This window comes from Citrobacter sp. JUb117 (assembly GCF_024809055.1).
Taxonomy (GTDB): domain Bacteria; phylum Pseudomonadota; class Gammaproteobacteria; order Enterobacterales; family Enterobacteriaceae; genus Citrobacter; species Citrobacter gillenii.
This window is the reverse complement of sequence record NZ_JANUFB010000006.1, coordinates 398,662-420,721: the sequence shown is the minus strand read 5'-3', so window position 1 is coordinate 420,721 and position 22,060 is coordinate 398,662. Positions and strand designations below refer to the sequence as shown.

Annotated in this window: 25 protein-coding genes; 3 read left to right on the top strand and 22 right to left on the bottom strand. The window is 54.0% G+C overall.

Features of this window, described 5'->3' with window-relative positions:
* The 9 genes from M2374_RS16450 to fkpA form a co-directional block, all read right to left on the bottom strand.
* A partial coding sequence (locus tag M2374_RS16450) for a GTP-binding protein (protein ID WP_004929415.1) occupies positions 1–194 on the bottom strand: 194 nt, incomplete at its 3' end.
* Between the two features lie 70 nt (positions 195–264).
* Positions 265–2,379 (bottom strand): elongation factor G, encoded by a 2,115-nt coding sequence (fusA, locus tag M2374_RS16445; RefSeq protein ID WP_096759315.1) that lies wholly within the window; start codon positions 2,377–2,379, stop codon positions 265–267.
* A 96-nt stretch (positions 2,380–2,475) separates the two neighbouring features.
* A complete protein-coding gene (gene rpsG / locus M2374_RS16440; RefSeq protein ID WP_016154763.1) occupies positions 2,476–2,946 on the bottom strand; it encodes a 30S ribosomal protein S7 in 471 nt (156 codons plus the stop codon).
* Between the two features lie 95 nt (positions 2,947–3,041).
* The gene (rpsL, locus tag M2374_RS16435; protein ID WP_003023654.1) at positions 3,042–3,416 is read right to left on the bottom strand and encodes a 30S ribosomal protein S12; all 375 of its coding nucleotides are present in this window, start codon (positions 3,414–3,416) and stop codon (positions 3,042–3,044) included.
* Between the two features lie 125 nt (positions 3,417–3,541).
* Complete coding sequence (gene tusB / locus M2374_RS16430; RefSeq protein ID WP_117342444.1) at positions 3,542–3,829, bottom strand: sulfurtransferase complex subunit TusB; 288 nt, start codon at positions 3,827–3,829, stop codon at positions 3,542–3,544.
* A 6-nt stretch (positions 3,830–3,835) separates the two neighbouring features.
* The gene (tusC, locus tag M2374_RS16425) at positions 3,836–4,195 is read right to left on the bottom strand and encodes a sulfurtransferase complex subunit TusC (protein WP_096759313.1); all 360 of its coding nucleotides are present in this window, start codon (positions 4,193–4,195) and stop codon (positions 3,836–3,838) included.
* Positions 4,195–4,581 (bottom strand): sulfurtransferase complex subunit TusD, encoded by a 387-nt coding sequence (tusD, locus tag M2374_RS16420; protein WP_115257337.1) that lies wholly within the window; start codon positions 4,579–4,581, stop codon positions 4,195–4,197. The genes tusC and tusD overlap by 1 nt, the downstream gene beginning before the upstream one ends.
* Entirely contained in the window at positions 4,581–5,303 is a 723-nt protein-coding gene (locus M2374_RS16415; RefSeq protein ID WP_003023643.1) for a transcriptional regulator, read from the bottom strand. The genes tusD and M2374_RS16415 overlap by 1 nt, the downstream gene beginning before the upstream one ends.
* Before the next feature lie 165 nt (positions 5,304–5,468).
* The gene (gene fkpA / locus M2374_RS16410; RefSeq protein ID WP_115257336.1) at positions 5,469–6,287 is read right to left on the bottom strand and encodes an FKBP-type peptidyl-prolyl cis-trans isomerase; all 819 of its coding nucleotides are present in this window, start codon (positions 6,285–6,287) and stop codon (positions 5,469–5,471) included.
* Between the two features lie 231 nt (positions 6,288–6,518).
* Between fkpA and M2374_RS16405 the strand changes: the two genes are divergently transcribed.
* Positions 6,519–6,737 carry a protein SlyX gene (locus M2374_RS16405; protein ID WP_003023639.1) on the top strand — a complete coding sequence of 73 codons (219 nt, stop codon included), beginning with the start codon at positions 6,519–6,521 and terminating at the stop codon, positions 6,735–6,737.
* Between the two features lie 113 nt (positions 6,738–6,850).
* Here M2374_RS16405 and slyD read toward each other — a convergent pair whose 3' ends face one another.
* From slyD to kefG, 4 genes are all read right to left on the bottom strand, one after another.
* Positions 6,851–7,465: a peptidylprolyl isomerase gene (slyD, locus tag M2374_RS16400; protein ID WP_181688696.1), complete on the bottom strand. Its 615-nt coding sequence runs from the start codon at positions 7,463–7,465 to the stop codon at positions 6,851–6,853.
* Between the two features lie 94 nt (positions 7,466–7,559).
* Entirely contained in the window at positions 7,560–7,760 is a 201-nt protein-coding gene (locus M2374_RS16395; protein ID WP_005121675.1) for a YheV family putative zinc ribbon protein, read from the bottom strand.
* 9 nt (positions 7,761–7,769) lie between these two features.
* Complete coding sequence (gene kefB, locus M2374_RS16390; protein ID WP_117342445.1) at positions 7,770–9,575, bottom strand: glutathione-regulated potassium-efflux system protein KefB; 1,806 nt, start codon at positions 9,573–9,575, stop codon at positions 7,770–7,772.
* Entirely contained in the window at positions 9,575–10,126 is a 552-nt protein-coding gene (kefG, locus tag M2374_RS16385) for a glutathione-regulated potassium-efflux system ancillary protein KefG (RefSeq protein WP_181689103.1), read from the bottom strand. Before kefG ends, kefB begins: the two co-directional genes overlap by 1 nt.
* A gap of 131 nt (positions 10,127–10,257) precedes the next feature.
* Here kefG and M2374_RS16380 point away from each other — a divergent pair, with 131 nt between their 5' ends.
* Together M2374_RS16380 and M2374_RS16375 are read left to right on the top strand one after the other, a co-directional pair.
* Entirely contained in the window at positions 10,258–12,162 is a 1,905-nt protein-coding gene (locus M2374_RS16380; protein ID WP_115257332.1) for an ABC transporter ATP-binding protein, read from the top strand.
* A gap of 16 nt (positions 12,163–12,178) precedes the next feature.
* Positions 12,179–13,111, top strand: coding sequence for a LysR family transcriptional regulator (locus tag M2374_RS16375; protein ID WP_181688695.1), 933 nt, complete (start codon positions 12,179–12,181; stop codon positions 13,109–13,111).
* An 83-nt stretch (positions 13,112–13,194) separates the two neighbouring features.
* On the opposite strand, the gene mdcH is transcribed toward M2374_RS16375, so the two are convergent.
* The 9 genes from mdcH to M2374_RS16330 all read right to left on the bottom strand — a co-directional run bounded on the left by mdcH (position 13,195) and on the right by M2374_RS16330 (position 22,052).
* Positions 13,195–14,091: a malonate decarboxylase subunit epsilon gene (gene mdcH / locus M2374_RS16370; protein ID WP_181688694.1), complete on the bottom strand. Its 897-nt coding sequence runs from the start codon at positions 14,089–14,091 to the stop codon at positions 13,195–13,197.
* A complete protein-coding gene (locus tag M2374_RS16365) occupies positions 14,092–14,709 on the bottom strand; it encodes a malonate decarboxylase holo-ACP synthase (RefSeq protein WP_181688693.1) in 618 nt (205 codons plus the stop codon).
* Between the two features lie 3 nt (positions 14,710–14,712).
* On the bottom strand, positions 14,713–15,672 hold the full coding sequence (locus M2374_RS16360) for an AEC family transporter (RefSeq protein ID WP_115257328.1): 960 nt from the start codon (positions 15,670–15,672) through the stop codon (positions 14,713–14,715).
* A 122-nt stretch (positions 15,673–15,794) separates the two neighbouring features.
* Positions 15,795–16,595 carry a biotin-independent malonate decarboxylase subunit gamma gene (mdcE, locus tag M2374_RS16355; RefSeq protein WP_153880733.1) on the bottom strand — a complete coding sequence of 267 codons (801 nt, stop codon included), beginning with the start codon at positions 16,593–16,595 and terminating at the stop codon, positions 15,795–15,797.
* Positions 16,595–17,428 carry a biotin-independent malonate decarboxylase subunit beta gene (locus tag M2374_RS16350; RefSeq protein ID WP_115257326.1) on the bottom strand — a complete coding sequence of 278 codons (834 nt, stop codon included), beginning with the start codon at positions 17,426–17,428 and terminating at the stop codon, positions 16,595–16,597. Before M2374_RS16350 ends, mdcE begins: the two co-directional genes overlap by 1 nt.
* On the bottom strand, positions 17,421–17,720 hold the full coding sequence (gene mdcC / locus M2374_RS16345; protein WP_062775705.1) for a malonate decarboxylase acyl carrier protein: 300 nt from the start codon (positions 17,718–17,720) through the stop codon (positions 17,421–17,423). Before mdcC ends, M2374_RS16350 begins: the two co-directional genes overlap by 8 nt.
* Positions 17,721–17,824: 104 nt before the next feature.
* Positions 17,825–18,712 (bottom strand): triphosphoribosyl-dephospho-CoA synthase, encoded by an 888-nt coding sequence (locus M2374_RS16340; RefSeq protein ID WP_181688692.1) that lies wholly within the window; start codon positions 18,710–18,712, stop codon positions 17,825–17,827.
* On the bottom strand, positions 18,712–20,367 hold the full coding sequence (mdcA, locus tag M2374_RS16335) for a malonate decarboxylase subunit alpha (RefSeq protein WP_062775702.1): 1,656 nt from the start codon (positions 20,365–20,367) through the stop codon (positions 18,712–18,714). The genes M2374_RS16340 and mdcA overlap by 1 nt, the downstream gene beginning before the upstream one ends.
* 194 nt (positions 20,368–20,561) lie before the next feature.
* The gene (locus M2374_RS16330) at positions 20,562–22,052 is read right to left on the bottom strand and encodes a nicotinate phosphoribosyltransferase (RefSeq protein ID WP_259155273.1); all 1,491 of its coding nucleotides are present in this window, start codon (positions 22,050–22,052) and stop codon (positions 20,562–20,564) included.
* Positions 22,053–22,060: the final 8 nt, after the last annotated feature.

Here is a 22,060-nt window from a genome sequence, read left to right as displayed (position 1 = left end):
GTGTTGATGGTGATACCACGTGCTTTTTCTTCCGGTGCGTTATCGATCTGATCGAATGCACGAGCAGAACCGCCGTAGGTTTTAGCCAGTACGGTGGTGATTGCAGCGGTCAGAGTAGTTTTACCGTGGTCAACGTGGCCGATGGTGCCGACGTTAACGTGCGGTTTTGTACGTTCAAATTTTTCTTTAGACACGGCTATATTCCTTACTATAGTGCTCTCCCTTTATAGAGAGAGCACGGGATTTTGGTTTTTAACCTGCGGCTTATTTACCGCGGGCTTCGATTACGGCCTGAGCAACGTTGTTCGGCGCATCATCATACTTCAGGAATTCCATAGAGTAAGATGCACGACCTTTGGTCAGAGAACGCAGCTGAGTTGCATATCCGAACATTTCAGACAGCGGAACTTCAGCATGAATCTGAACACCAGTAGCGTTAGATTCCTGACCTTTCAACTGACCACGACGACGGCTAAGGTCACCGATGACGTCACCAGTGTTCTCTTCCGGCGTTTCTACTTCAACCTTCATGATCGGCTCAAGCAGAACAGGTTTCGCTTTCTTAAAGCCATCTTTGAAGGCGATAGAAGCAGCCAGTTTAAACGCCAGCTCAGAGGAGTCAACGTCATGGTAAGAACCGAAGTGCAGACGCACGCCCAGATCAACAACCGGATAGCCAGCCAGCGGGCCAGATTTCAGCTGTTCCTGGATGCCTTTATCAACGGCCGGGATGTATTCGCCAGGAATTACACCACCTTTGATGTCGTTGATGAACTCGTAGCCTTTCGGGTTTGAACCCGGCTCCAGCGGGTACATGTCGATAACAACATGACCGTACTGACCGCGACCACCAGACTGCTTAGCGTGTTTACCTTCGATATCGGTAACTTTCGCGCGAATCGCTTCACGGTAAGCAACCTGAGGTTTACCGACGTTCGCTTCAACGTTGAATTCACGCTTCATGCGGTCAACGATGATGTCGAGGTGCAGCTCACCCATACCGGCGATAATGGTCTGGTTAGATTCTTCGTCAGTCCATACGCGGAAAGACGGGTCTTCTTTAGCCAGACGGCCCAGAGCCAGACCCATTTTTTCCTGGTCAGCTTTGGTTTTCGGTTCTACCGCGATGGAGATTACCGGCTCAGGGAATTCCATACGCTCCAGAATGATCACGTGGTCTGGATCACAAATGGTGTCACCAGTTGTCACATCTTTCAGACCGATCGCAGCCGCGATATCGCCCGCGCGAACTTCTTTGATCTCTTCACGCTTGTTGGCGTGCATCTGTACGATACGACCAAAACGTTCACGAGCCGATTTCACTGGGTTGTAAACAGTATCACCGGAGTTAACCACGCCAGAGTACACGCGGAAGAAGGTCAGGTTACCCACGAACGGGTCGGTAGCGATTTTGAATGCCAGAGCAGCAAACGGCTCTTCATCGCTAGCGTGACGCTCAGCCGGAGTATCTTTACCGTCGTCCAGAATACCGTTGATCGCAGGTACGTCGATTGGGGATGGCAGGTAATCAATTACCGCATCCAGCATCGCCTGAACACCTTTGTTCTTGAACGCAGAACCACAGGTTACCAGGATGATTTCGTTGTTCAGAACGCGCTGACGCAGAGCAGTCTTGATCTCTTCTTCAGTCAGTTCTTCACCACCGAGGTATTTCTCCATCAGCTCTTCTGAAGCTTCTGCAGCGGACTCGATCAGGTTCTGGTGCCATTCTTCAGCCAGTTCCTGCATGTCTGCCGGAATATCTTCATAAGTGAAGGTTACGCCTGCGTCTTCTTCGTTCCAGTTGATGGCTTTCATTTTCACCAGGTCAACAACACCGGTGAAATGTTCTTCAGCACCAATAGCCAACTGCAGCGGAACAGGGTTCGCGCCCAGACGGGTTTTGATCTGACCAACAACTTTCAGGAAGTTCGCACCCATACGGTCCATTTTGTTAACGAACGCAATGCGTGGAACTTTATATTTGTTAGCCTGACGCCATACGGTTTCAGACTGCGGCTGAACACCACCAACTGCGCAGTAAACCATTACTGCACCATCAAGCACACGCATGGAACGTTCTACTTCGATTGTGAAGTCAACGTGCCCCGGGGTGTCGATGATGTTTACGCGATGCGGTTCATACTGCTTGGCCATACCAGACCAGAATGCAGTAGTCGCTGCGGAGGTGATAGTAATACCACGCTCCTGCTCCTGTTCCATCCAGTCCATGGTGGCTGCGCCGTCATGAACTTCACCGATTTTATGGTTTACACCGGTGTAGAACAGAATACGTTCGGTAGTAGTGGTTTTACCGGCGTCGATGTGCGCACTGATACCGATGTTACGGTAGCGCGCGATGGGTGTTGTACGAGCCATTTGATTCCTCGTTTATCTTTTAGGCGTTCAATTTAAGTAGCCCAAAGCGGGCTGCTTACAGGAAGCGCCCGCCTGGTGACTATTACTCCGAAGGGATTACCAACGGTAGTGTGCGAACGCCTTGTTGGCTTCTGCCATACGGTGAACGTCTTCACGTTTCTTAACTGCAGTACCTTTGTTTTCTGCAGCATCAGAAAGTTCGTTCGCCAGGCGCAGAGCCATGGATTTATCACCGCGTTTACGAGCAGCTTCAACGATCCAACGCATTGCCAGAGCATTACGACGAACCGGACGGACTTCAACTGGTACCTGATAAGTAGAACCACCAACGCGGCGAGACTTAACTTCGACAGTCGGGCGCACGTTTTCGAGGGCTACTTCAAAGGCTTCCAGGCCATCTTTACCAGAGCGCTGAGCCAGGGTCTCCAGGGCGCTGTATACGATGGTTTCTGCAGTAGATTTTTTACCATCTACCATCAGGATGTTTACAAATTTAGCCAGCAGCTCTGATCCGAACTTAGGATCCGGCAGAATTTTACGCTGACCAATGACGCGACGACGTGGCATGGGAATACTCCGTTGTTAATTCAGGATTGTCCAAAACTCTAAGAGTTTAGTTTGACATTAATATAAAACGTTTGGCCTTACTTAACGGAGAACCATTAAGCCTTAGGACGTTTCACGCCATACTTGGAACGTGATTGCTTACGGTCTTTAACGCCGGAGCAGTCAAGCGCACCACGAACGGTGTGGTAACGAACACCCGGAAGGTCTTTTACACGACCGCCACGGATCAGGATCACGGAGTGTTCCTGCAGGTTGTGACCTTCACCACCGATGTAGGAAGTCACTTCAAAACCGTTAGTCAAACGCACACGGCATACTTTACGCAGTGCGGAGTTTGGTTTTTTAGGAGTGGTGGTATATACACGGGTACATACACCACGTTTCTGCGGGCAGGCTTCCAGCGCAGGCACGTTGCTCTTTGCAACTTTGCGTGCGCGTGGTTTGCGTACCAGCTGGTTAACTGTTGCCATTAAATAGCTCCTGGTTTTAGCTTTTGCTTCGTAAACACGTAATAAAACGACCTCATACAATATGAGGACGCAGAATTTTAGGTCGGTGTCGAAAAGGTGTCAAGAAATATACAACGATCCCGCAATTACCAGGCAATCTGGTTGGGATGCTTCACCGTAAGTCTGACGAAGTCAGTATAGCTAACCCTGACGACACTGTCTGAAATTTGACCACCCAACCCGCGAGCCTTAATGTCTTCTTCCAGTACATAAACCTTAATGGAGGCATTTTGCAGCGTTTCAAGGAAACGGCTGCCTTCTATGGCTGCAGTCACGCCGTCCTGAAGCAATAAAAGCTCATCGTCTGCGCCAACAAGACGCAGCAGGGAGGAGAAGTCAGTCAGCCACGCTGAGCGATGTAGAGTATGCAGCATGCGCGTTTAGAACCTCATAATGACGTCATAGTTGCCCAGTTCACGGCGCAGTTCTTCAGGTTCAAGTACCGTCGCATCGACAACGAATTTCATGTCCGTATCAAGGCCACGTTCGCGCAATGAGGCAGCGCACAGCCAACATTGTTCTATATCGTACAGCCCCAACAATTTGAAGGTCGCAATATAGTCCCGTGCCAGAATGAGATCAGGTTTTTGCTCTGGCAGGATTTGGAAGACGCCGTCCCCGATAAAAAAGACGCCGAGATCTTCTGTTAGTGCTGATGTCGCCAGTAGTGCATCCAGACCTTCACGGCCCGATGCGCTCCCGTGAGGCACGGTGGAAAATACAAAAGCGATTCGATTCATTAGAACTGCACCACGCGATCGCACGTCAGGGATGCCTCAGCGAGCGAACCCAGCCCACTAAGGTTAAAACCCGCTTGTAAATTAGCCCCAGCCAACGCCAACCTCTCTGCTTCAGTTTCATCAACAACGCCGCGGCGTAGCGCCGCTGCCACGCAGATATTTAGCTCTACGCCATGCTGTTGATTAAGCTGTTGCCAGGCGCGAACCAGATCAAATTCATCACTGGCGGGCGACGTCAGCAGATTGGCGTTATACACGCCTTCACGATAGAAAAAGACACGGCTTAACTCATGACCTTCTTCAATCAATGCGTGAGCAAATTGCAATGCGCTGCTCGCCTGCTGCGTACCATAAGCAGGTCCAGTCACGACGATAGCAAAGCGCATTACTTGTCTTGCCCCTGGAAATCACCGCTCTTGAACTGGCGAATATAAAGATAAACCGTGTGCTTGGAGATGTTCAGGCGGTCAGCAACTTGGTTAATAGCATCTTTGATATCGAAGATACCTTTCTCATACAAGTTCAGGACAATCTGACGATTCTTCGCATTGTTGGAGACGTTACGATCGGCATTCACTTCTTCAATCGTGAACTCCAGCGTCTGGGTAACCAGATCTTCCACTGATGAGGCGAAGTTCACGGCAGAACCCACTTCTGGGGTTTCCGGTGGAATAAAGGTATTCATTATCTGCGAGAAAGGAACATCAAGGTTCATATTGATACACAGCAGACCAATTACGCGATGCTCACGGTTGCGAATGGCAATCGTCACCGACTTCATCAAGACACCGCTTTTCGCACGTGTGAAGTAACACTTCGACACGCTGCTATCCGCACCCGTCATATCATGCAGCATGCGCAACGCCAGATCGGTAATCGGTGAGCCAATTTTACGACCCGTATGTTCACCGTTAGCAATGCGAATAGCCGAGCATTTCAAATCCTGCAAAGAGTGCAATACGATTTCACAATGGGAACCAATGAGCATCGCCAACCCGTCCACTACCGCTTCGTAGGATTTAAGGATATCGAAGTCGGTTTGATCGAAAGGACGTTGATCCAGCAAATCTAGCTCACTGGTTTCGTTGGTTAAAAGCGACCTGGACATGAAAAAAAGCACTCCTTTTCAGGAGCCTGTCGTTATGTTGTCAGGGCAGGCTCATCACTATTAGGGGCATCTAAAGTAATACAGCGCACGAGGCGCTTTCCAGTATTAATTATATCCTGTCGATAATAAAAAACCGCCGCCCTGTGGGCGGCGGTTTTAGGTAACTTATTTTTTGCTGCTGTCTGCAGCTTTTTCAGCCGGGGCAGCATCTGGTTTAGCGTCGGCTTTCGGGGCCGGTTTGATGTCCAGCAGCTCAACATCAAACACCAACGTGGAGTTTGCCGGGATACCCGGAACGCCGGTTTTGCCATATGCCAGATCCGGTGGAATAACCAGCTGGATTTTACCGCCTTTCTTGATGTTTTTCAGACCTTCGGTCCAGCCTGGGATAACACCGTCAAGACGGAAAGAGAGCGGCTCACCACGCGTGTAAGAGTTATCAAACTCTTTACCATCGATCAGTGTGCCTTTGTAGTTCACTACAACGGTATCGCTGTCTTTCGGTGCTTCGCCAGTACCTGCTTTCTCTACTTTGTAGACCAGGCCAGTTGAAGAGGTTTTAACGCCTTTCTCTTTAGCAAACTTCTCGCGGTACACTTTACCTTTGGCTTCGTTATCAGCCGCGTCTTTTTCCATTTTCGCCTGAGCGGAAGACTTCACGCGCGCTTCGAACGCCTGCAGGGTTTGCTCGATTTCCTGGTCGGACAGCTTGCTCTTATCAGCAAACGCGTCCTGAACACCAGCGATCAGCTGGTCTTTATCCAGTTTGATGCCCAGTTTTTCCTGTTCTTTCAGGGAATTTTCCATGTAACGACCCAGAGACGCGCCCAGCGCGTAAGCAGATTTTTGGTCGTCATTTTTGAATGCGGCTTTGCTGTCAGCAGTAGCGGCTGGTTTCGCAGCATCGGCGGCGAAGGTGATCGGGGCATGTAGAGCTACGGCCATCGTGGTCGCCAGCAGCGTTACTTTAAACAGTGATTTCATCCATCTCTCCAGGGCCGGGGCATCTCACCCCAGGGTTAACTAACACAAAAATGTACTATAAAGCGTTGCAGAACAAATCAACATACGGGCACGCCCTATTATCACCACTTTTCAGACTCTTTTTGTTTAAATTAGTTTCGTTGCGAAGGAATGAGTGCTGTGCAAACAGACAAAGTTGAGTAAAATTCGCCGCAGTCCGCGATCTGCCGGAAATAACAGAAGAGGTGAATCATGCAGGATACAACGATGGAAACCCGCCTGGCTGAGCTGGAAAGTCGCCTGGCATTTCAGGAAATCACCATTGAAGAACTCAACGTGACGGTCACCGCTCACGAACTGGAAATGGCTAAACTGCGCGATCATCTGCGTCTATTGACGGAGAAGCTTAAAGCAACGCAGCCATCCCATATTGCGTCGCAGTCTGAAGAGACGCCACCACCGCATTATTAAGACGTAAAAAAAGCGGGGTTTCCCCGCTTTTTTTGTGCCGGATGACGACGTAAACGTCTTATCCGTCCTACGGTAGGCCTGATAAGCGTAGCGCCATCAGGCAATCATACCGATTAGTGGCAACCGCAGCCGCCGCCGTTACCTTTGCCTTTACCGCCGCCACAGCAGCCTTCGCCGCCGTGTTCATGACCATGATCGTGGTCATGGCCGTGACCGCCGCAGCAACCATCGTGACCATGTTCGTGATCGTGGTCATGGCCGTTTGCACCGTGAACGTGGCCGTGAGCCAGTTCTTCTTCGGTTGCTTCACGGATAGCGATAACTTCTACGTTGAATTTCAGATTCTGGCCAGCCAGCATGTGGTTACCGTCAACCACGACGTGGTCATCTTCCACTTCGGTAATTTCTACCGGTACTGGACCCTGGTCGGTTTCCGCCAGGAAACGCATGCCAACCTGCAGTTCGTCAACGCCCATGAAGACGTCTTTCGGCACGCGCTGCACCAGGTTTTCATCATACTGACCGTAAGCGTCGTTTGCGCCAACAGCAACATCGAATTTATCGCCAACTTCGTGACCGTCCAGCGCTGTTTCCAGGCCAGAAATCAGGGAACCGTGACCATGCAGGTAGTCCAGCGGTGCACTCACCGGAGACTCATCAACCAACACACCGTCTTCTGTACGTACCTGATAGGCCAGGCTGACCACCAGGTCCTTTGCTACTTTCATGATATCTCCTGAGCATGGAAAGAATAGTGGCGCAGATTGTAGCGGAATTCTGCACCTGTGTACCCTCTAGCTTAAAAAAAGCTGCGGCATATCGCTAGTCCGGATGAAAAATCCCTATTACTTGCTCTTCTTTGCGAACGTGCTCGCGGGCTTCTTTATCCGCTTCCCGCATCTGGTGACCACACTTAACACACTCAACAATATCGATATTATTTTCGCGCCACATCGCCAGTGAATCCTGCGCCTGGCAGGATGGGCATTTTGCACCTGCAATAAAACGTTTACGAATTGCCATGGTTATCCTCTACTCAAATTCATCCCAGCCGTCCGGCTGACGTCGCTCTCGCTGCATTTCACGCTGGAAAATCTCTTCCAGTTCGCGCCTGGCTTCTCGGGCTCGAGAGATTTGTACCGTATCTGTGTGGATAGGGATCAGCTCCCGCAACATGCTCATGTCCAGCCGACGAAAATGCAGCTGGGCACGCTGCGCCTGATGCGGGTGCATCCCCAATGACACCAGCGTTTTTCGCCCCAACTCCAGTGCGCTGGAGAAGGTTTCGCGGGAAAACTGTGTCACACCAGCCTGTATTAACTCATGCGCCTCTACTCGTCCGCGCGCGCGCGCAAGAATATGCAAATGTGGAAAATGCTGTTGGCACAATTCCACTAACTTCATCGTATCTTCGGGTTCGTTACAGGTAATGACGATCGATTGTGCCGCTTCTGCACCGGCAGAACGTAACAGTTCCACCTGCGTGGCATCGCCGTAATACACCTTATAACCGTATTTACGCATCAGGTTCACCGCGCTGATATCCCGCTCCAGCACGGTAATACGCATTTTGTTCGCCATCAGCAAACGCCCAATTACCTGACCAAAGCGGCCAAATCCCACCACAATCACCTGCGGCTTATCGTCTTCCACCCAGGGTTTTTCATCTTCTTCATCCGGGCCGTTAATCTGGCGGGAGAGCCATTTATCAATCAGCTTCATCAATAGCGGCGTGGTCATCATTGATAGCGTGACGGCCACCAGCAGCAGCGCCATTTGATCGCCCTGAAACAGTCGTTGCGAGGACGCGGTTGAAAACAGTACGAACGCGAACTCGCCCCCCTGGCTTAATACCCCGGCAAACTGCATCCGTTCCGAACTTCTCATGCCATTCAGGCGCGCCAGCACATACAGTACCAGCGCTTTAACCACCACCAGCACAATAACGCTTACCGCCACCCACAGGATATGGGTATACAGCACGCCAAGATTGAGCGACATCCCCACAGAAATAAAGAACAGCCCCAACAGCAGCCCCTTGAAGGGATCGATAGCCGTTTCCAGCTCGTGTCGGTATTCGCTTTCCGCCAGCAACACGCCGGCGATAAACGTCCCCAGCGCCATCGACAGCCCCAGCGCGTCCATGAATAAAGCAGAACCGAGCACCAACAACAGCGTGGCGGCAGTAAACACTTCCCGCACGCCGGAATCCGCAATAAAGCGGAAAACGGGGCGCAGCAAATAGCGTCCACCAATCAACATGCCAGCAAAAGCCAGCACCTTCATGCCCACTTTGATCCAGTCAAAATGCTCATCGGCAGAGCCCGCCAATAACGGCACCAGCGCCAATGCCGGGATCACCGCCAGATCCTGAAACAGCAGTACCGAAAAGCCCAGCTGTCCGGATTCGCTGCGGTTCATCCCCTTTTCCCGCATCAACTGGAGCGCCATCGCAGTGGACGACATCGCCAGACCAATCCCCCCCACCACGGCTGCTTGCCAGGAGAAGTGGGTTAGCATCAGCAGCCCGGCCAAAATCACCGCGCTGAGCATCACCTGCGCGGCTCCGACGCCAAAGATAGAGCGCCGCAGTTGCCACAGTTTGGCCGGGTTAAGCTCCAGCCCAATAATGAACATCAGAAAGACCACACCCAGCTCGGAGAAATGGAGAATTTCATCCACATCGCTGATGAATCCTAATCCCCACGGCCCAATCGCCATCCCTGCCAGCAAATACCCTAACACCGGGCCGATACCCAGTTTTGACGCCAGCGGCACCGCCGCTACCGCCGCGAAGAGGAACAGCACTCCCGCAGTCAATAAATCAGAACCTTCCATCAGCGGCCTCCCGCAGGGATTGGATTTGCCAGCCATTCACCATACGCTTTGGCATGGCTGTCCAGTTCCTGCTTCGTTTGCCGTCTGGCCCAGTAAACGATGATGGGGCTCATCCAGTGCATTCGACACATACCGGCTGTCAGCTCAAAGGGGCGCAGCACATCGCTCATTGGATAGCGGTTCAGCGCGTCATAGCGGTACGCGCTTTCGGGTTCACCGGTGGTGATGACGCTCCGCCAGTACTTTCCCGCCAGCTGATTTCCTCCCAGCCCACTGGCAAACCCACGACTCAGCACACGGTCAAACCACTCTTTGAGCAGCGCTGGACAGCTATAGGTATACAGCGGATGCTGAAAAACAATCACATCATGGTCACGCAGCAGCGTCTGCTCATGCGGGATGTCGATAAAAAAATCAGGATAGTGCGCATAAAGATCGTGCACGGTAACATTACTGAGCTGCATGGCCGGTTTAAGCAGCACCCGGTTCGCGACCGAGTCCTGAGATTCCGGATGGGCATACAGCAGCAAAACTTTCGCTGGCTGGAACATCATCCCCCTCCCGGTTATGTCTTTGTCTATTTTCGGCGTTTTGGGCTACCATTGCGCCTCGGTGCGGCAAACCGCCCACACATTACATTATCATAATGATAAATTAACATAGTCTGAACATACGGCGCCTTATGATTGTTTTCTCCTCGTTACAAATTCGTCGCGGCGTGCGCGTCCTGCTGGAAAATGCCACGGCCACCATTAATCCAGGTCAGAAAGTGGGCCTGGTGGGTAAGAATGGCTGCGGTAAATCTACCCTGCTGGCATTGCTGAAAAATGAAATCAGCGCCGACGCTGGCGGGTTTACATACCCAGGTAACTGGCAGCTCGCCTGGGTAAATCAGGAAACGCCCGCGCTTGCTCAGCCTGCGCTGGAATACGTCATTGACGGCGACCGCGAGTATCGTCAACTGGAAGCACAGTTGAACGAGGCCAACGAACGTAACGACGGGCATGCGATTGCCACCGTGCACGGCAAACTGGACGCCATCGACGCCTGGACCGTGCGCTCGCGTGCCGCCAGCCTGCTGCACGGCCTCGGTTTTTCTAACGAACAACTTGAACGCCCGGTCAGCGATTTCTCCGGTGGCTGGCGTATGCGTCTCAACCTGGCTCAGGCGCTGATTTGCCGTTCTGACTTGCTGCTGCTTGATGAACCGACCAACCACCTCGATCTCGACGCCGTAATCTGGCTGGAAAGATGGCTGAAAAGCTATCAGGGTACGCTGATCCTGATCTCCCACGACCGTGACTTCCTCGATCCGGTGGTGGATAAGATTATTCATATCGAACAGCAAACCCTGTTCGAGTACACCGGGAACTACAGCGCGTTTGAAGTACAGCGTTCCACTCGCCTCGCACAGCAACAGGCGATGTACGAAAGCCAGCAGGAGCGCGTGGCGCATCTGCAAAGCTATATCGACCGCTTCCGGGCGCAGGCCACCAAAGCCAAACAGGCGCAGAGCCGTATCAAGATGCTGGAACGCATGGAGCTGATTGCCCCGGCCCATGTTGATAACCCGTTTCACTTCAGCTTCCGCATACCCGAAAGCCTGCCTAACCCACTGCTGAAAATGGAGAAGGTCAGCGCAGGTTATGGCGAGAACATTATTCTCGACTCCATCAAGCTGAACCTGGTACCAGGGTCACGCATCGGCCTGTTAGGCCGTAACGGCGCGGGTAAATCCACACTGATTAAACTGCTGGCAGGAGAACTGGCGCCGATTAGCGGTGAAATCGGTCTGGCGAAAGGTATTAAGCTCGGTTACTTCGCCCAGCATCAGCTGGAGTTTTTACGCGCGGATGAATCGCCCATTCAGCATCTGGCCCGCATGGCGCCACAGGAGTTAGAACAGAAGCTGCGTGATTACCTCGGCGGCTTCGGCTTCCAGGGCGATAAAGTCACCGAACAGACCGCTCGCTTCTCGGGGGGTGAAAAGGCACGACTGGTACTGGCGCTTATCGTTTGGCAGCGTCCGAACCTGCTGCTGCTCGATGAACCGACTAACCACCTGGATCTCGACATGCGCCAGGCACTGACCGAAGCGTTGATCGATTTTGAAGGCGCACTGGTGGTGGTGTCGCACGACCGTCACCTGATTCGCTCCACCACCGACGATCTCTATCTGGTTCATGATAAAAAAGTTGAGCCGTTCGACGGTGATCTGGAAGATTATCAACAGTGGCTGAGCGACGTACAAAAGCAGGAAAGTCAGAGCGATGAACCGGCAAAAGAGAGCGTCAACAGCGCCCAGGCGCGTAAAGACCAGAAGCGCCGTGAAGCCGAACTGCGCACCCTAACCCAGCCGCTGCGTAAAGAGATTACCCGTCTTGAAAAAGAGATGGAGAAGCTGCAGGCACAGCTGGCACAAGCGGAAGAAAAACTCGGTGACAGCGAGCTGTACGACCAAAGCCGCAAGGCCGAACTGACCGCATGTTTACAACAGCAAGCCAGCGCTAAATCAGGGCTGGAAGAGTGTGAAATGGCCTGGCTGGACGCGCAAGAGCAACTTGAGCAGATGCTGCAGAACGACTAACCACGAAAGGCGGACGATGAACTTATCAATCACCGATGATATTACCTTCCGCAAACTGACCATCTTCATGACCTTTATGGAGAAGGGCAACATCGCCCGTACCGCCGAGGCGCTGGATATCAGCGGCGTGAGCGTGCATCGGGCGCTGCATACGCTGGAAGAGAACGTTCGTTGTCCGCTGTTTGTACACAAAGGGCGTAACCTGATTGCGCAACCGGCGGCGTGGACGCTGCTGGAGTACTGTCAGGAAGTGACCCAGCTGATGGAACGTGGGCTGGAAGAGACGCGCAAAACGGCGGGCGTCGGTCAGGGCCGTCTGCGTGTCGGCACGCTCTACTCGTTAACGCTGGAAACGGTGCCACGCCTGATTATGGGTATGAAGCTACGTCGTCCGGATCTGGAAATGGATCTAACGATGGGATCAAACGAAGCCCTGCTGAATATGCTGGAGAGCGCTACCCTGGATGCGATTCTGATCTCGATCTCTGAAAGCGAGATCGACCGTAACAGTCTGGAAGTGTTGCCGCTGTTCCACGATGACATCTACCTTGCTGCACCGATCACGGCAGCGCTGGATCCCAGCAAAACAGCGGATCTTCGCAATTATCGCAATGAGAAGTTCGTTTCGTTGGCGGAAGGCTTTGCCACCTATGCGGGCTTCCAGGAAGCGTTTCATGTCGCCGGGTTTGAGCCTTCAATCGTCACTCGCGTGAACGATATTTTCTCGATGCTCAGTCTGGTGCAGGCAGGGGTTGGATTCTGTTTGATGCCAGGGCGAATGAAGAAGATGTATGAGAATACCGTGAAGCTGCAAAAGCTGTCCGAGCCCTATCAAATGCAGCAGCTTATCGCGATTGTCTTTGCCCGCAACCGCGAGCGCGACCCGAGTTTGCTGGCGTTAGCTGCCGAAGGGCGGATGTATGCGCGGAGTTTGAAGAGCGGAGCCTGATTGCCGGATGGCAACGCTAACGCGTTTTATCCGACCTACCGATTTTGTAGGCCCGATAAGCGCAGCGCCATCGGGCAATACCACTATGCACGCAGCCGTTTCGCCAGATGTACAGCAACGTCCACGCCGCTGCGTTCGAGCGAAATTGACTCTCCTTCCCACGCCGCCTGACGCGTTAGGCAGGTCAACACACCGCCGGGTGGCATTTCAATCGCCAGCCGGGCTTCACGCTCATTGGCGGAGACCACCGCCTCCTGCCAGCGCACGGTGCGCGCCATATTCATCGCCAAATCGTCAGCAATGCGCTCCGGCTGCCACAGCACGCGTCCAGTGCTGCCGCTGAGATAAGCGTAGCGAGGACGAGAAAGTGTCACCAGGCTAAACGCCTCTGCCAATTTTTGCGCAGGTTCTGCCAGGAGTTCGCAGTGTGACGGTACGCTAACCGCCAGACGATGTGCTTTGCTCGCCCCTTTCTCCAACGCCCGTTTTGCCACTCCAGCCATTGCCTCATCAGTCCCGGCAATCACAATCTGCGTTTCGGCATTGAGGTTGGCGATATACGTTCCGCTACCCACCACCAGCGATTCCACCTGCGATAACGTCAGCCCCATGATCGCCGTCAGGCCGTAGCCATGTGGATAGGCCTGCTCCATCAAATCACCGCGCAACGCCACCAGTTTAAGCGCGTCGGTAAAGTCGAGCGCCCCGGCCACCACCGCTGCCGGATATGCACCAATCGACAGCCCGCTCACAATGTCTGGTGAAACGCCGCGACGTTCCAGCTCGCGCGCCCAGGCAACCCCGGCAATCAACAGCGCTAACTGTACCGCTCGGGTGTGTTGCAATGCGTCAGGGGAATCCAGCGTATCCGCTTCTGCACCCAGCACTTCACGTGCCAGCGCCAATTCCGTTCCCGGCAGGTTATGCAGCATCTCTGGATGCTGGATTCCCTGTCCCGGAAAGGTGAACAGAATTTTCATTTACTCCTCCCTGCTCCACGGGTCGCTCACCAACCGCGGCCCCTGCGATGTTTTTAACAGTGCCCTGCCGTCGCGCAGCCATTCGTTTAGGGCAAACGCGCCATACGGCGTTTCTACCTGAGTGTCCGCGCGGCACAGACCGTCCGTGAGCTGTTGCTGCCATTTTTCCAGCACCTCGCGTGATAGCGCCTGCGGGGCACGGATCAGCAAATCCAGATCGCTACTGGCATGAATCACCGGGATCCCGGTCGCCAGCGCATAACCGGTGCTACCGGTAATACCCCATGTCCACGGCCACGCTTGCTGTGACAGCAACAAAGCCACCTGAACCGGTGGCTGAGAGATAAACGGTGAACGCAGCATCGCCTGCGGGTCAACCAGCGACTCCGGGGTACAGACGCGGGTGAGGGCATCAGGATTCACCCAACCCGCCGCCCGCTGACAGCGCTTCATGCCGCGCACACCGACGGGGATACGCCCCGCCTCGTCAACATCACGCCGCACAACCACCGGCAGGCCGGTATGCCAAACGTCATCCACCCAGGATTCCGTGGTCTCTTCCAGCGCGTCACGCGCATTCAGCCAGATAAGATCGTGTGGGCGTAATGTTGAGGTCATGATTTACATTCCTGAAGTCAGCGAGATAAACAGCGGCAGCGACAGGATACACAGGACTGAGCTCAACAGCAGCACGGCTTCTGCATCCGGTGACTGCACGCCAAAGCGGTTACCGAACACCACACCGAAGAAACCGGCAGACAGCGCAATCATCAGAATAGCGGTAATGGCTACGGAGCCATGCAGACCGAAGATAAGCACGATGCCCCAGGCAATTGCAGGCTGAATCAGCAGCTTGGTAATAGTCGACGTAATGACCACGGTATTGATCTGCAGTTTACGGGCAGACAAGATAACCCCGGTCAGGAACAGCGCGGCGGCGGTTGCAGACAGGCCCAGCGGTTTAATGGCCGCCAGTACCAGTTCCGGCATTTTGATGCCGATCGCCGAGAGAATAACCCCCAACAGCGGGCCCATCACGATAGGTTTCTTGATAGAGCGCCACATCAATACCGGCAGCATTGACAGTGTGGAGCCGGTATTTCCACCTGCTGCCAGCGCTTTTTCACGCTCCAGAATCAGCAGGCAGAACGGCGTCATCAGCACGGAACCGCAGGCAATAGACACGGCAACCGAAAGCGACGTTGATGACGCTTCACCGAGGACGCTACCAAGAATCGGCAAGCCAAGCGCCGCGTAGTTTGGCAGCGCGACGGTCAACGTCAGCACGGCGGCATCCTGCGGAGATTTTTTGAAGACTTTGGTCGCCATAAAGTAGATGACAGCATAGGTAATCCACATTGCCAACGTCAGCACCACAATCAGCGGCGACTGCGCAACAATACCGGCCCATGGGGTTTGTACCGTCGCGCTAAACAGCGCAGCGGGTAATGCAAAGTCCATCACGAAGATATTGAGCAGGGAGACGTTTTTGTTGTCCACCATTTTGGCCTTCCCGGCCCAGAATCCTAGTAGCATGATGACGAAAATCGGAGCAAGAGCATGAACAATTACGTAAGTCATATTTCACCTGTAATTTAAAAAGTTAGCAATGTCGCGATGATTATTATTTTTCAGATGCAGTGGCCCACGCGGGCGCAACGTCTGCGCCCGCGGAGTCTTACATCTGGCAGGTCTCTTTTTACTTACCAGCTTGCTCGCATACGTTCGCGTACGAGGGCAGAGCTGCGGCGATTGTCAGCGCCCAGACGGCTTTTCAGCGTTGGATCCTGACGAGCGTCATTGATGGCCTGCTGCAGGGTGTTTTTAACCTGCATCAGATCGTTTGCAGATGGCGCATCTGGGTTGCTGATATCCAGCAGATTTTCCAGCAACCCCAGCGTGGCGTAGTTGCTGATGTCGTACGCCATTGGCGGAATGGTTGCCGCCAGTTTTTCCAGCGCCTCAACGGAACGCAGCGTGATACGCGCGGCAGATTCTTTACCCATCGCATGAATCAGCACACCTTTGTCGTTGAACGCAATCAGACGGTTTGCCTGGTAACCGTGTGCCAGGAAGGCACCGGACATGGCTTTACCGACAATCAGGCCAATGACCGGGTGGCCCGCCAGACGCGCATTGGCATACGCCGCCGCCGCACCGGCCAGCGCCTGGTGAATACCGAAGCCTTCTTCACGACGACCGTATGCCTGGCTTGGCACATCAATCACCGCCACAATCGGACGTTTTACCGCGTTATTGGCGTCGGCTGCGATGGTTTCGCTCACCACTTTCGCCAGTGTCCAGCCTTCCAGCAGACCGACTTCACCGCCAGCGGCGCGTGGGTAATGGTTATTGGCATCCGGGACAACGGCAATAAAGCGCACCGTTTCACCGTTCAGTTCACCATCAGCGGCCTGTACGGACGGGCACAGCCCGGCAATACGTTTAGCGTTCGGTACGAGGGTTTCCAGCCATAATTCGCCACGGCTTATTGAGTTACTCATCATTTCACCTCCCGGGCGAAAAGCGCATGAATCTGTTCGGTATCGGCCTGTTTACGGGTGTCGAAATTCGTTAAACGGTCGAGATACCAGTCGTAGTTATCAGTGCGGTGTTTTGCCGGTACGCCTTTTGCCAGCGCGTCGTTCATTGCCGCTTTCACGGCGTTCACGCCATCGCCGACCAGCGCTTCCACCAGCCCGCTTTGGTAGCGAATTTCACCACCGGTCATGCTCCAGATAAACGGACGGTCACGGGAGTCATACTCTTCAATCCCCGCTTCCTGCTCGATAACCTGCGGGCCATTTAGCCCCAGACGCGCTTCACGGGTCACAATCAGGTAGCTACACAGTGCCGCAGCGATAGACATCCCGCCAAAGCAGCCCACGGTACCGGCGACAATGCCGACTACCGGGGTGTAACGACGCAGGTCAACAATCGCCGCATGAATATCGGCAATCGCCGCCAGGCCAAGGTTGGCCTCCTGCAAACGCACGCCGCCGGTTTCCAGGCTTAAAACAGCCTGAGTTGGGATGCCGTTGCGGTTATCTTCCGCCGCCAGCTCCAGCGCCGCTGCCATTTTGGCACCGGACACTTCACCCATGCTGCCACCCTGGAATGCGCCTTCAATCGCCACCACCACGGCCGGTTTGCCGTTGATGGTGCCTTTAGCAACGACCATGCCGTCATCCGACTGCGGAACGATGCCCTGCGCGCCAAGCCAAGGCGACATCACGCCGTCAAACGGGTCGAGCAGTTCGCGGTAGCTGCCTTCATCAAGCAGCGCGTGGGCACGCTGACGTGCTTTTAATTCGATAAAACTGCTGTCATCACGCATGGCTCACCTCTTCAAATACCTGTTCGATACGAATACGTGCAACACCTGGGGTTGCGCCAAAGTCGTGGATCGTCAGTTTTCCTGCAGGCAGGCTGCTGACCGTTTGCAGACGGTTCAACAACGCTTCCCAGCGACTACGGCTGTTATCGACAGAAGTGGTGATATCAATGGTTAACGTCTGGCTCTGGTCGGCGGTGAATAACACCTCCATATCCCCGGAGCCCACAACGCCTGCCAGCGCTTTACCGCTTAAGGTGCGGCTGGCCGGTACGGTTAACGTAATGTGTTCCATAACATCCTCTTAATGCTTTAAATATACACGTCGTACTTCACGTTACAGTTGCGTTGGCTACGCTCGTTCACCCCAGTCACGTACTTATGTACGCTCCTGGGGATTCACTCCCTTACCGCCTTCCTGCAACGCGAATTACTTTGTGTATAGGGCGAATCGATGCGGTCGATGAACAAGGTGGCGGCGAGTAAATCTGCTGCCCCGCCCGGCGAGGCGTTCAGCGCCAGCATATGGCTATCGAGTGCGGCCAATGCCGCCTGACCTGCTGGATGAGCGCTGCCGCCAGCATTCAGCACCGCACGGGCACCGTCCTGCATGGCATCCAGCCCTTCCATACCTGCGCGAGACAGCACGCAGGTATCGGTCAGCGAGGTCATGATCGCCATCAGCGCGTCGAGCCTGGCGTGCGTTTCACTGCTGCCGTTAAACCGGCTTAAACGCAGTTGCGGCAACGCACGCTGCATCACATGCGGAAAAGCCTGCTGTGCCTCTTCACGTGCACCCGGCACCTGATAACGGTGCGTCGCACGCAGCCCTTTGCTGAACACTTTGGGTGCGGCGGCATCCGGCAGTTTTGCCAGCTCGGCGGCAGTCGCCGCGACCTGCTGTGCACTCGCGGTACCACCGTGCATTGCCACCGCGCTCACCAACAATCCCAGTGCCCAAATCGCGCCACGGTGGGTGTTCACACCGTCCGTGGCCGCCATCATCTGTTGCTCGCCTTCGCGACCGAGTCGCCCTATGGTTTGTCTGAGCGCAATATCCGCTGGACGCTGCCAGCTTTGTTGCGCCAACGACTGAAATGTAGAGGTCAGGCTGTGCGCAGAACGCTCCATTAACGCAAGCGACAAGTCGTGATGCGCGCCATTCCCCCGACTGTCCACCAGACCGGGTTTCGGGCTGAGTCGCGCTTCGTCAATCAGACACTGCGTGGCAGTTTGCGCCAGCCATTCGGCACCGCCTTCAACCTGAATCGGGGACAGAAGTTTCATTACCAGCTCCGGAATTTCGCAGGTGGGTTGTAAAGACCGCCAGACCATTCAACGAGATCGGACACGCTACCGGCGGCCAGCAGAGAACGGGTCGCGTCGGTACGACGAATGCCCATATCTTCTGGATACACCACCTTGCCACTCTGACGCAGTTCAGCGACGCGTTTCGCATCAACGCCCAGACCGATGTCGGTGATCCCGGCAACCGCAGCCACCATCGCCCGGCGCTCTTCAAGATCTTTTGCCCGGTAGAGGTAAGCGATCCCTTCTTCGGTCAGGACGTGGGTGACGTCATCGCCATAAATCATCACCGGTGCCAGCGGCATCCCGGAGGTTTTGGCGACTTCAACCGCATCAAGTTTCTCGACGAAGGTCGGTTTCACACCGGCCTGGAAGGTTTCAACCATCTGAACAACCAGTTTTTTACCGCGCTGCATTGGGTCAGGTTCGGTAATCATGTTCAGCCAGGCAGGTGTTGCATGACGACGGCCGTGCGGGTCATGGCCCATGTTTGGTGCGCCGCCGAAACCAGACAGGCGTCCACGGGTCACCGTTGAGGAGTTGGCATAGCCATCAACCTGCAAAGTGGAACCGATAAACATATCGACCGCGTACTGACCCGCCAACTGACAGAAAGCACGGTTAGAACGCATTGAACCATCGGCACCGGTGAAGAACACGTCTGGGCGGGCACGGATGTACTCTTCCATCCCTAATTCACCGCCGAAGCAGTGCACGCTTTCAACCCAGCCGCTTTCGATAGCAGGAATCAGCGTTGGATGCGGGTTCAGCGTCCAGTGTTTACAGATTTTGCCTTTCAGACCCAGCTGTTCGCCGTAGGTCGGCAACAGCAGCTCGATTGCCGCAGTGTTAAAGCCGATACCGTGGTTGAGGGACTGGACCTGATGTTCTGCGTAGATACCTTTAATGGCCATCATCGCCATCAGGATATGTTCTTGTTTGATCAGGCGCGGGTCACGGGTGAACAGCGGTTCAATGAAGAACGGCTTATCGGCGACGACCACGTAATCAATCCATGAGCCCGGAATATCAACGCGCGGCAGGTCGCATTCATCGTCGACCAGTTCGTTAACCTGCGCGATGACGATACCGTCATGGAATGCGGCGGCTTCAACCAGCGCCGGGGTATCTTCGGTACTCGCCCCGGTGTAGAGGTTACCTTTGCGGTCGGCTTTAAAACCGGCAATCAGCGCCACGTTTGGTGACAGGTCAACATACAGACGGGAGTAAAGTTCGATGTAGGTGTGGATGGCGCCAATTTCCAGCTGACCATCTTCCAGTAGCTGCGAAATACGCAGGCTTTGGGTACCGGAGAAAGAGAAGTCCAGCTTGCGAGCGATACCTTTTTCGAAGATATCCAGATGCTCGCTGCGTCCGACGCTGGGCATAATCATGTGCAGGTCGTGCACTTTTTGCGGGTTAACTTCAGCCAGCATGCGAGATAAGAAATCTGCCTGCTTTTGGTTATTCCCTTCTAATACCACGCGGTCACCCGGCGCGATAAGTAATTCCAGCATCGCGGTCAGGTCTGCAGTCGGCAGAACCTTGCCCTGCACCGGAACGGAAGCCAGACGCCGCTGTTTTTCTGTGCGGCGGGTGTTCCAGACTCGAGCTGGCGTTTGCCCAGATAACATTATTAACCTCCTGATTCAGCGAATCATTTTTGATTGCTTAACACTGGAAAGAGTGTGCGCTCTGGTGAGAAAGTCATCAATTAAGCGTAGGCGTGAATCATTAGCTTGAGAGTAATAATTGAAGTAACGATTTGTGATGAGGATCAATTTAAGCGGGGTAAGTAAAGCGGGTATCGCTACCCGCTTGTAGGAAATTATTTTTGCGCCGCCAGGCGCTGGCGGATATCGTCGAAATGTTGACGGTGATAAAGCTTACCGTCGAGGAAGCGGGTTTTCAGCTCGCCTTCCTGCTCCTGTTGCCAACGTTGTTCATCATGCAGTCGTAACTCGCCCTGCTCATCACGTGCAACGCGCAGCAGCCCGCGGGCAGAGCGTTTCAGACCATTGTCGGTTTTCGGCTCCTTAAAGATGGTTCGGCCTTTACCGTTCACTTCTCCCCACGTCGCTTTCATCGCAAAGCCAAAGGTATCTCGCGTGTTGTACTGATAGGTAAACGATCCCACCCCGAACACCACGTTTGAGCTGGCAAAGCCTTTAGCCTCGAGGCGACGCAAGATTTCATTCGCCCGCTCCAGCGTAATGGAGTCGCCATAAATCAGCCCTACATGCGGGTCGAGCACCTTATACCCTTTGGCGTTTACCGTACCGCCAAAAATCTCCCACAGCACCTCCACGGAACCTTTTTCCTCTGGCGTACGTTCGGCACGGTTATCGTCATCTAACCCAGTGCCACACAGAATATCGACCGGGTTACCGCTGTCCGGGCGGAACACAACCCGCCCCTCACGCGCCAGAATGATGTGCTTCAGTTCCCGGGTATACTCCGTCAGCACCTGCCAGTAGTCCCAGGTATCGGAGACTATCGACACAAATCCCTGCGGGTACAGATCGGCAATCAGACGACGGAAGGTTTCGATCTCATGTTCACGCTCGCCCATGCACATCACGCTGTGCTCGGTGGCTGGAATGCTGGCGCCGATGAAATACGCCTCGCCGTTGGTGTAGTAATCACGGGCGTACAGCAGTGACGGAATACTGTCGGTGCCTTTAAAACTCAGCAGATGCCCGCCGCCCGCCTGCATGGTGTCCTGCAATCCGGACATACCGCGAAACGAAAAGTCATGGCACTGGAAGTCAAGGTGCGTCATATCGCTACAGGTTTTTTCTGCCCAATGCGCACAGATTTTGCGGTAGTGATGCGCGATGGTGGCATTGGTTGACGCTTTCCACAGCTCAGCCGACAGTACCGTCTCGAGGTAATTCACCAGCCAGAAAAACTCAGGTTGAGTATTGATGATGGTTAATACCGGCATCGCCATCGGGACTTTGCTGCCTTCATCCAGTGCTTTAATGTGCAACGGCAGATAGCCCAGCTGATGCAGCGCACGGATGTGATCAACCGGCACGGCATCTTTTCCCAGATACCCGTCCATCACCTGTTTGTATTCACTGACCACCTCTTCCTGCGGTCGGGCAAAGAACGCCTCGTTAAACAAATCAACCAAAAACCACTGCAAAAAGCCCTGCAGACCGAAGAACACCAGCTTGCCATCCGGCAACGGCGACGAGAAAAAGCGATCGCTGCGCGGGGTAAAGTTGGAATAGACCCGGCTGGTGCCCTGCGGATACTGCACGCGGTGAGACACTTTGTAGCCATCAATAGCCAAGATTGGATTCATTTTCATAACAGGTG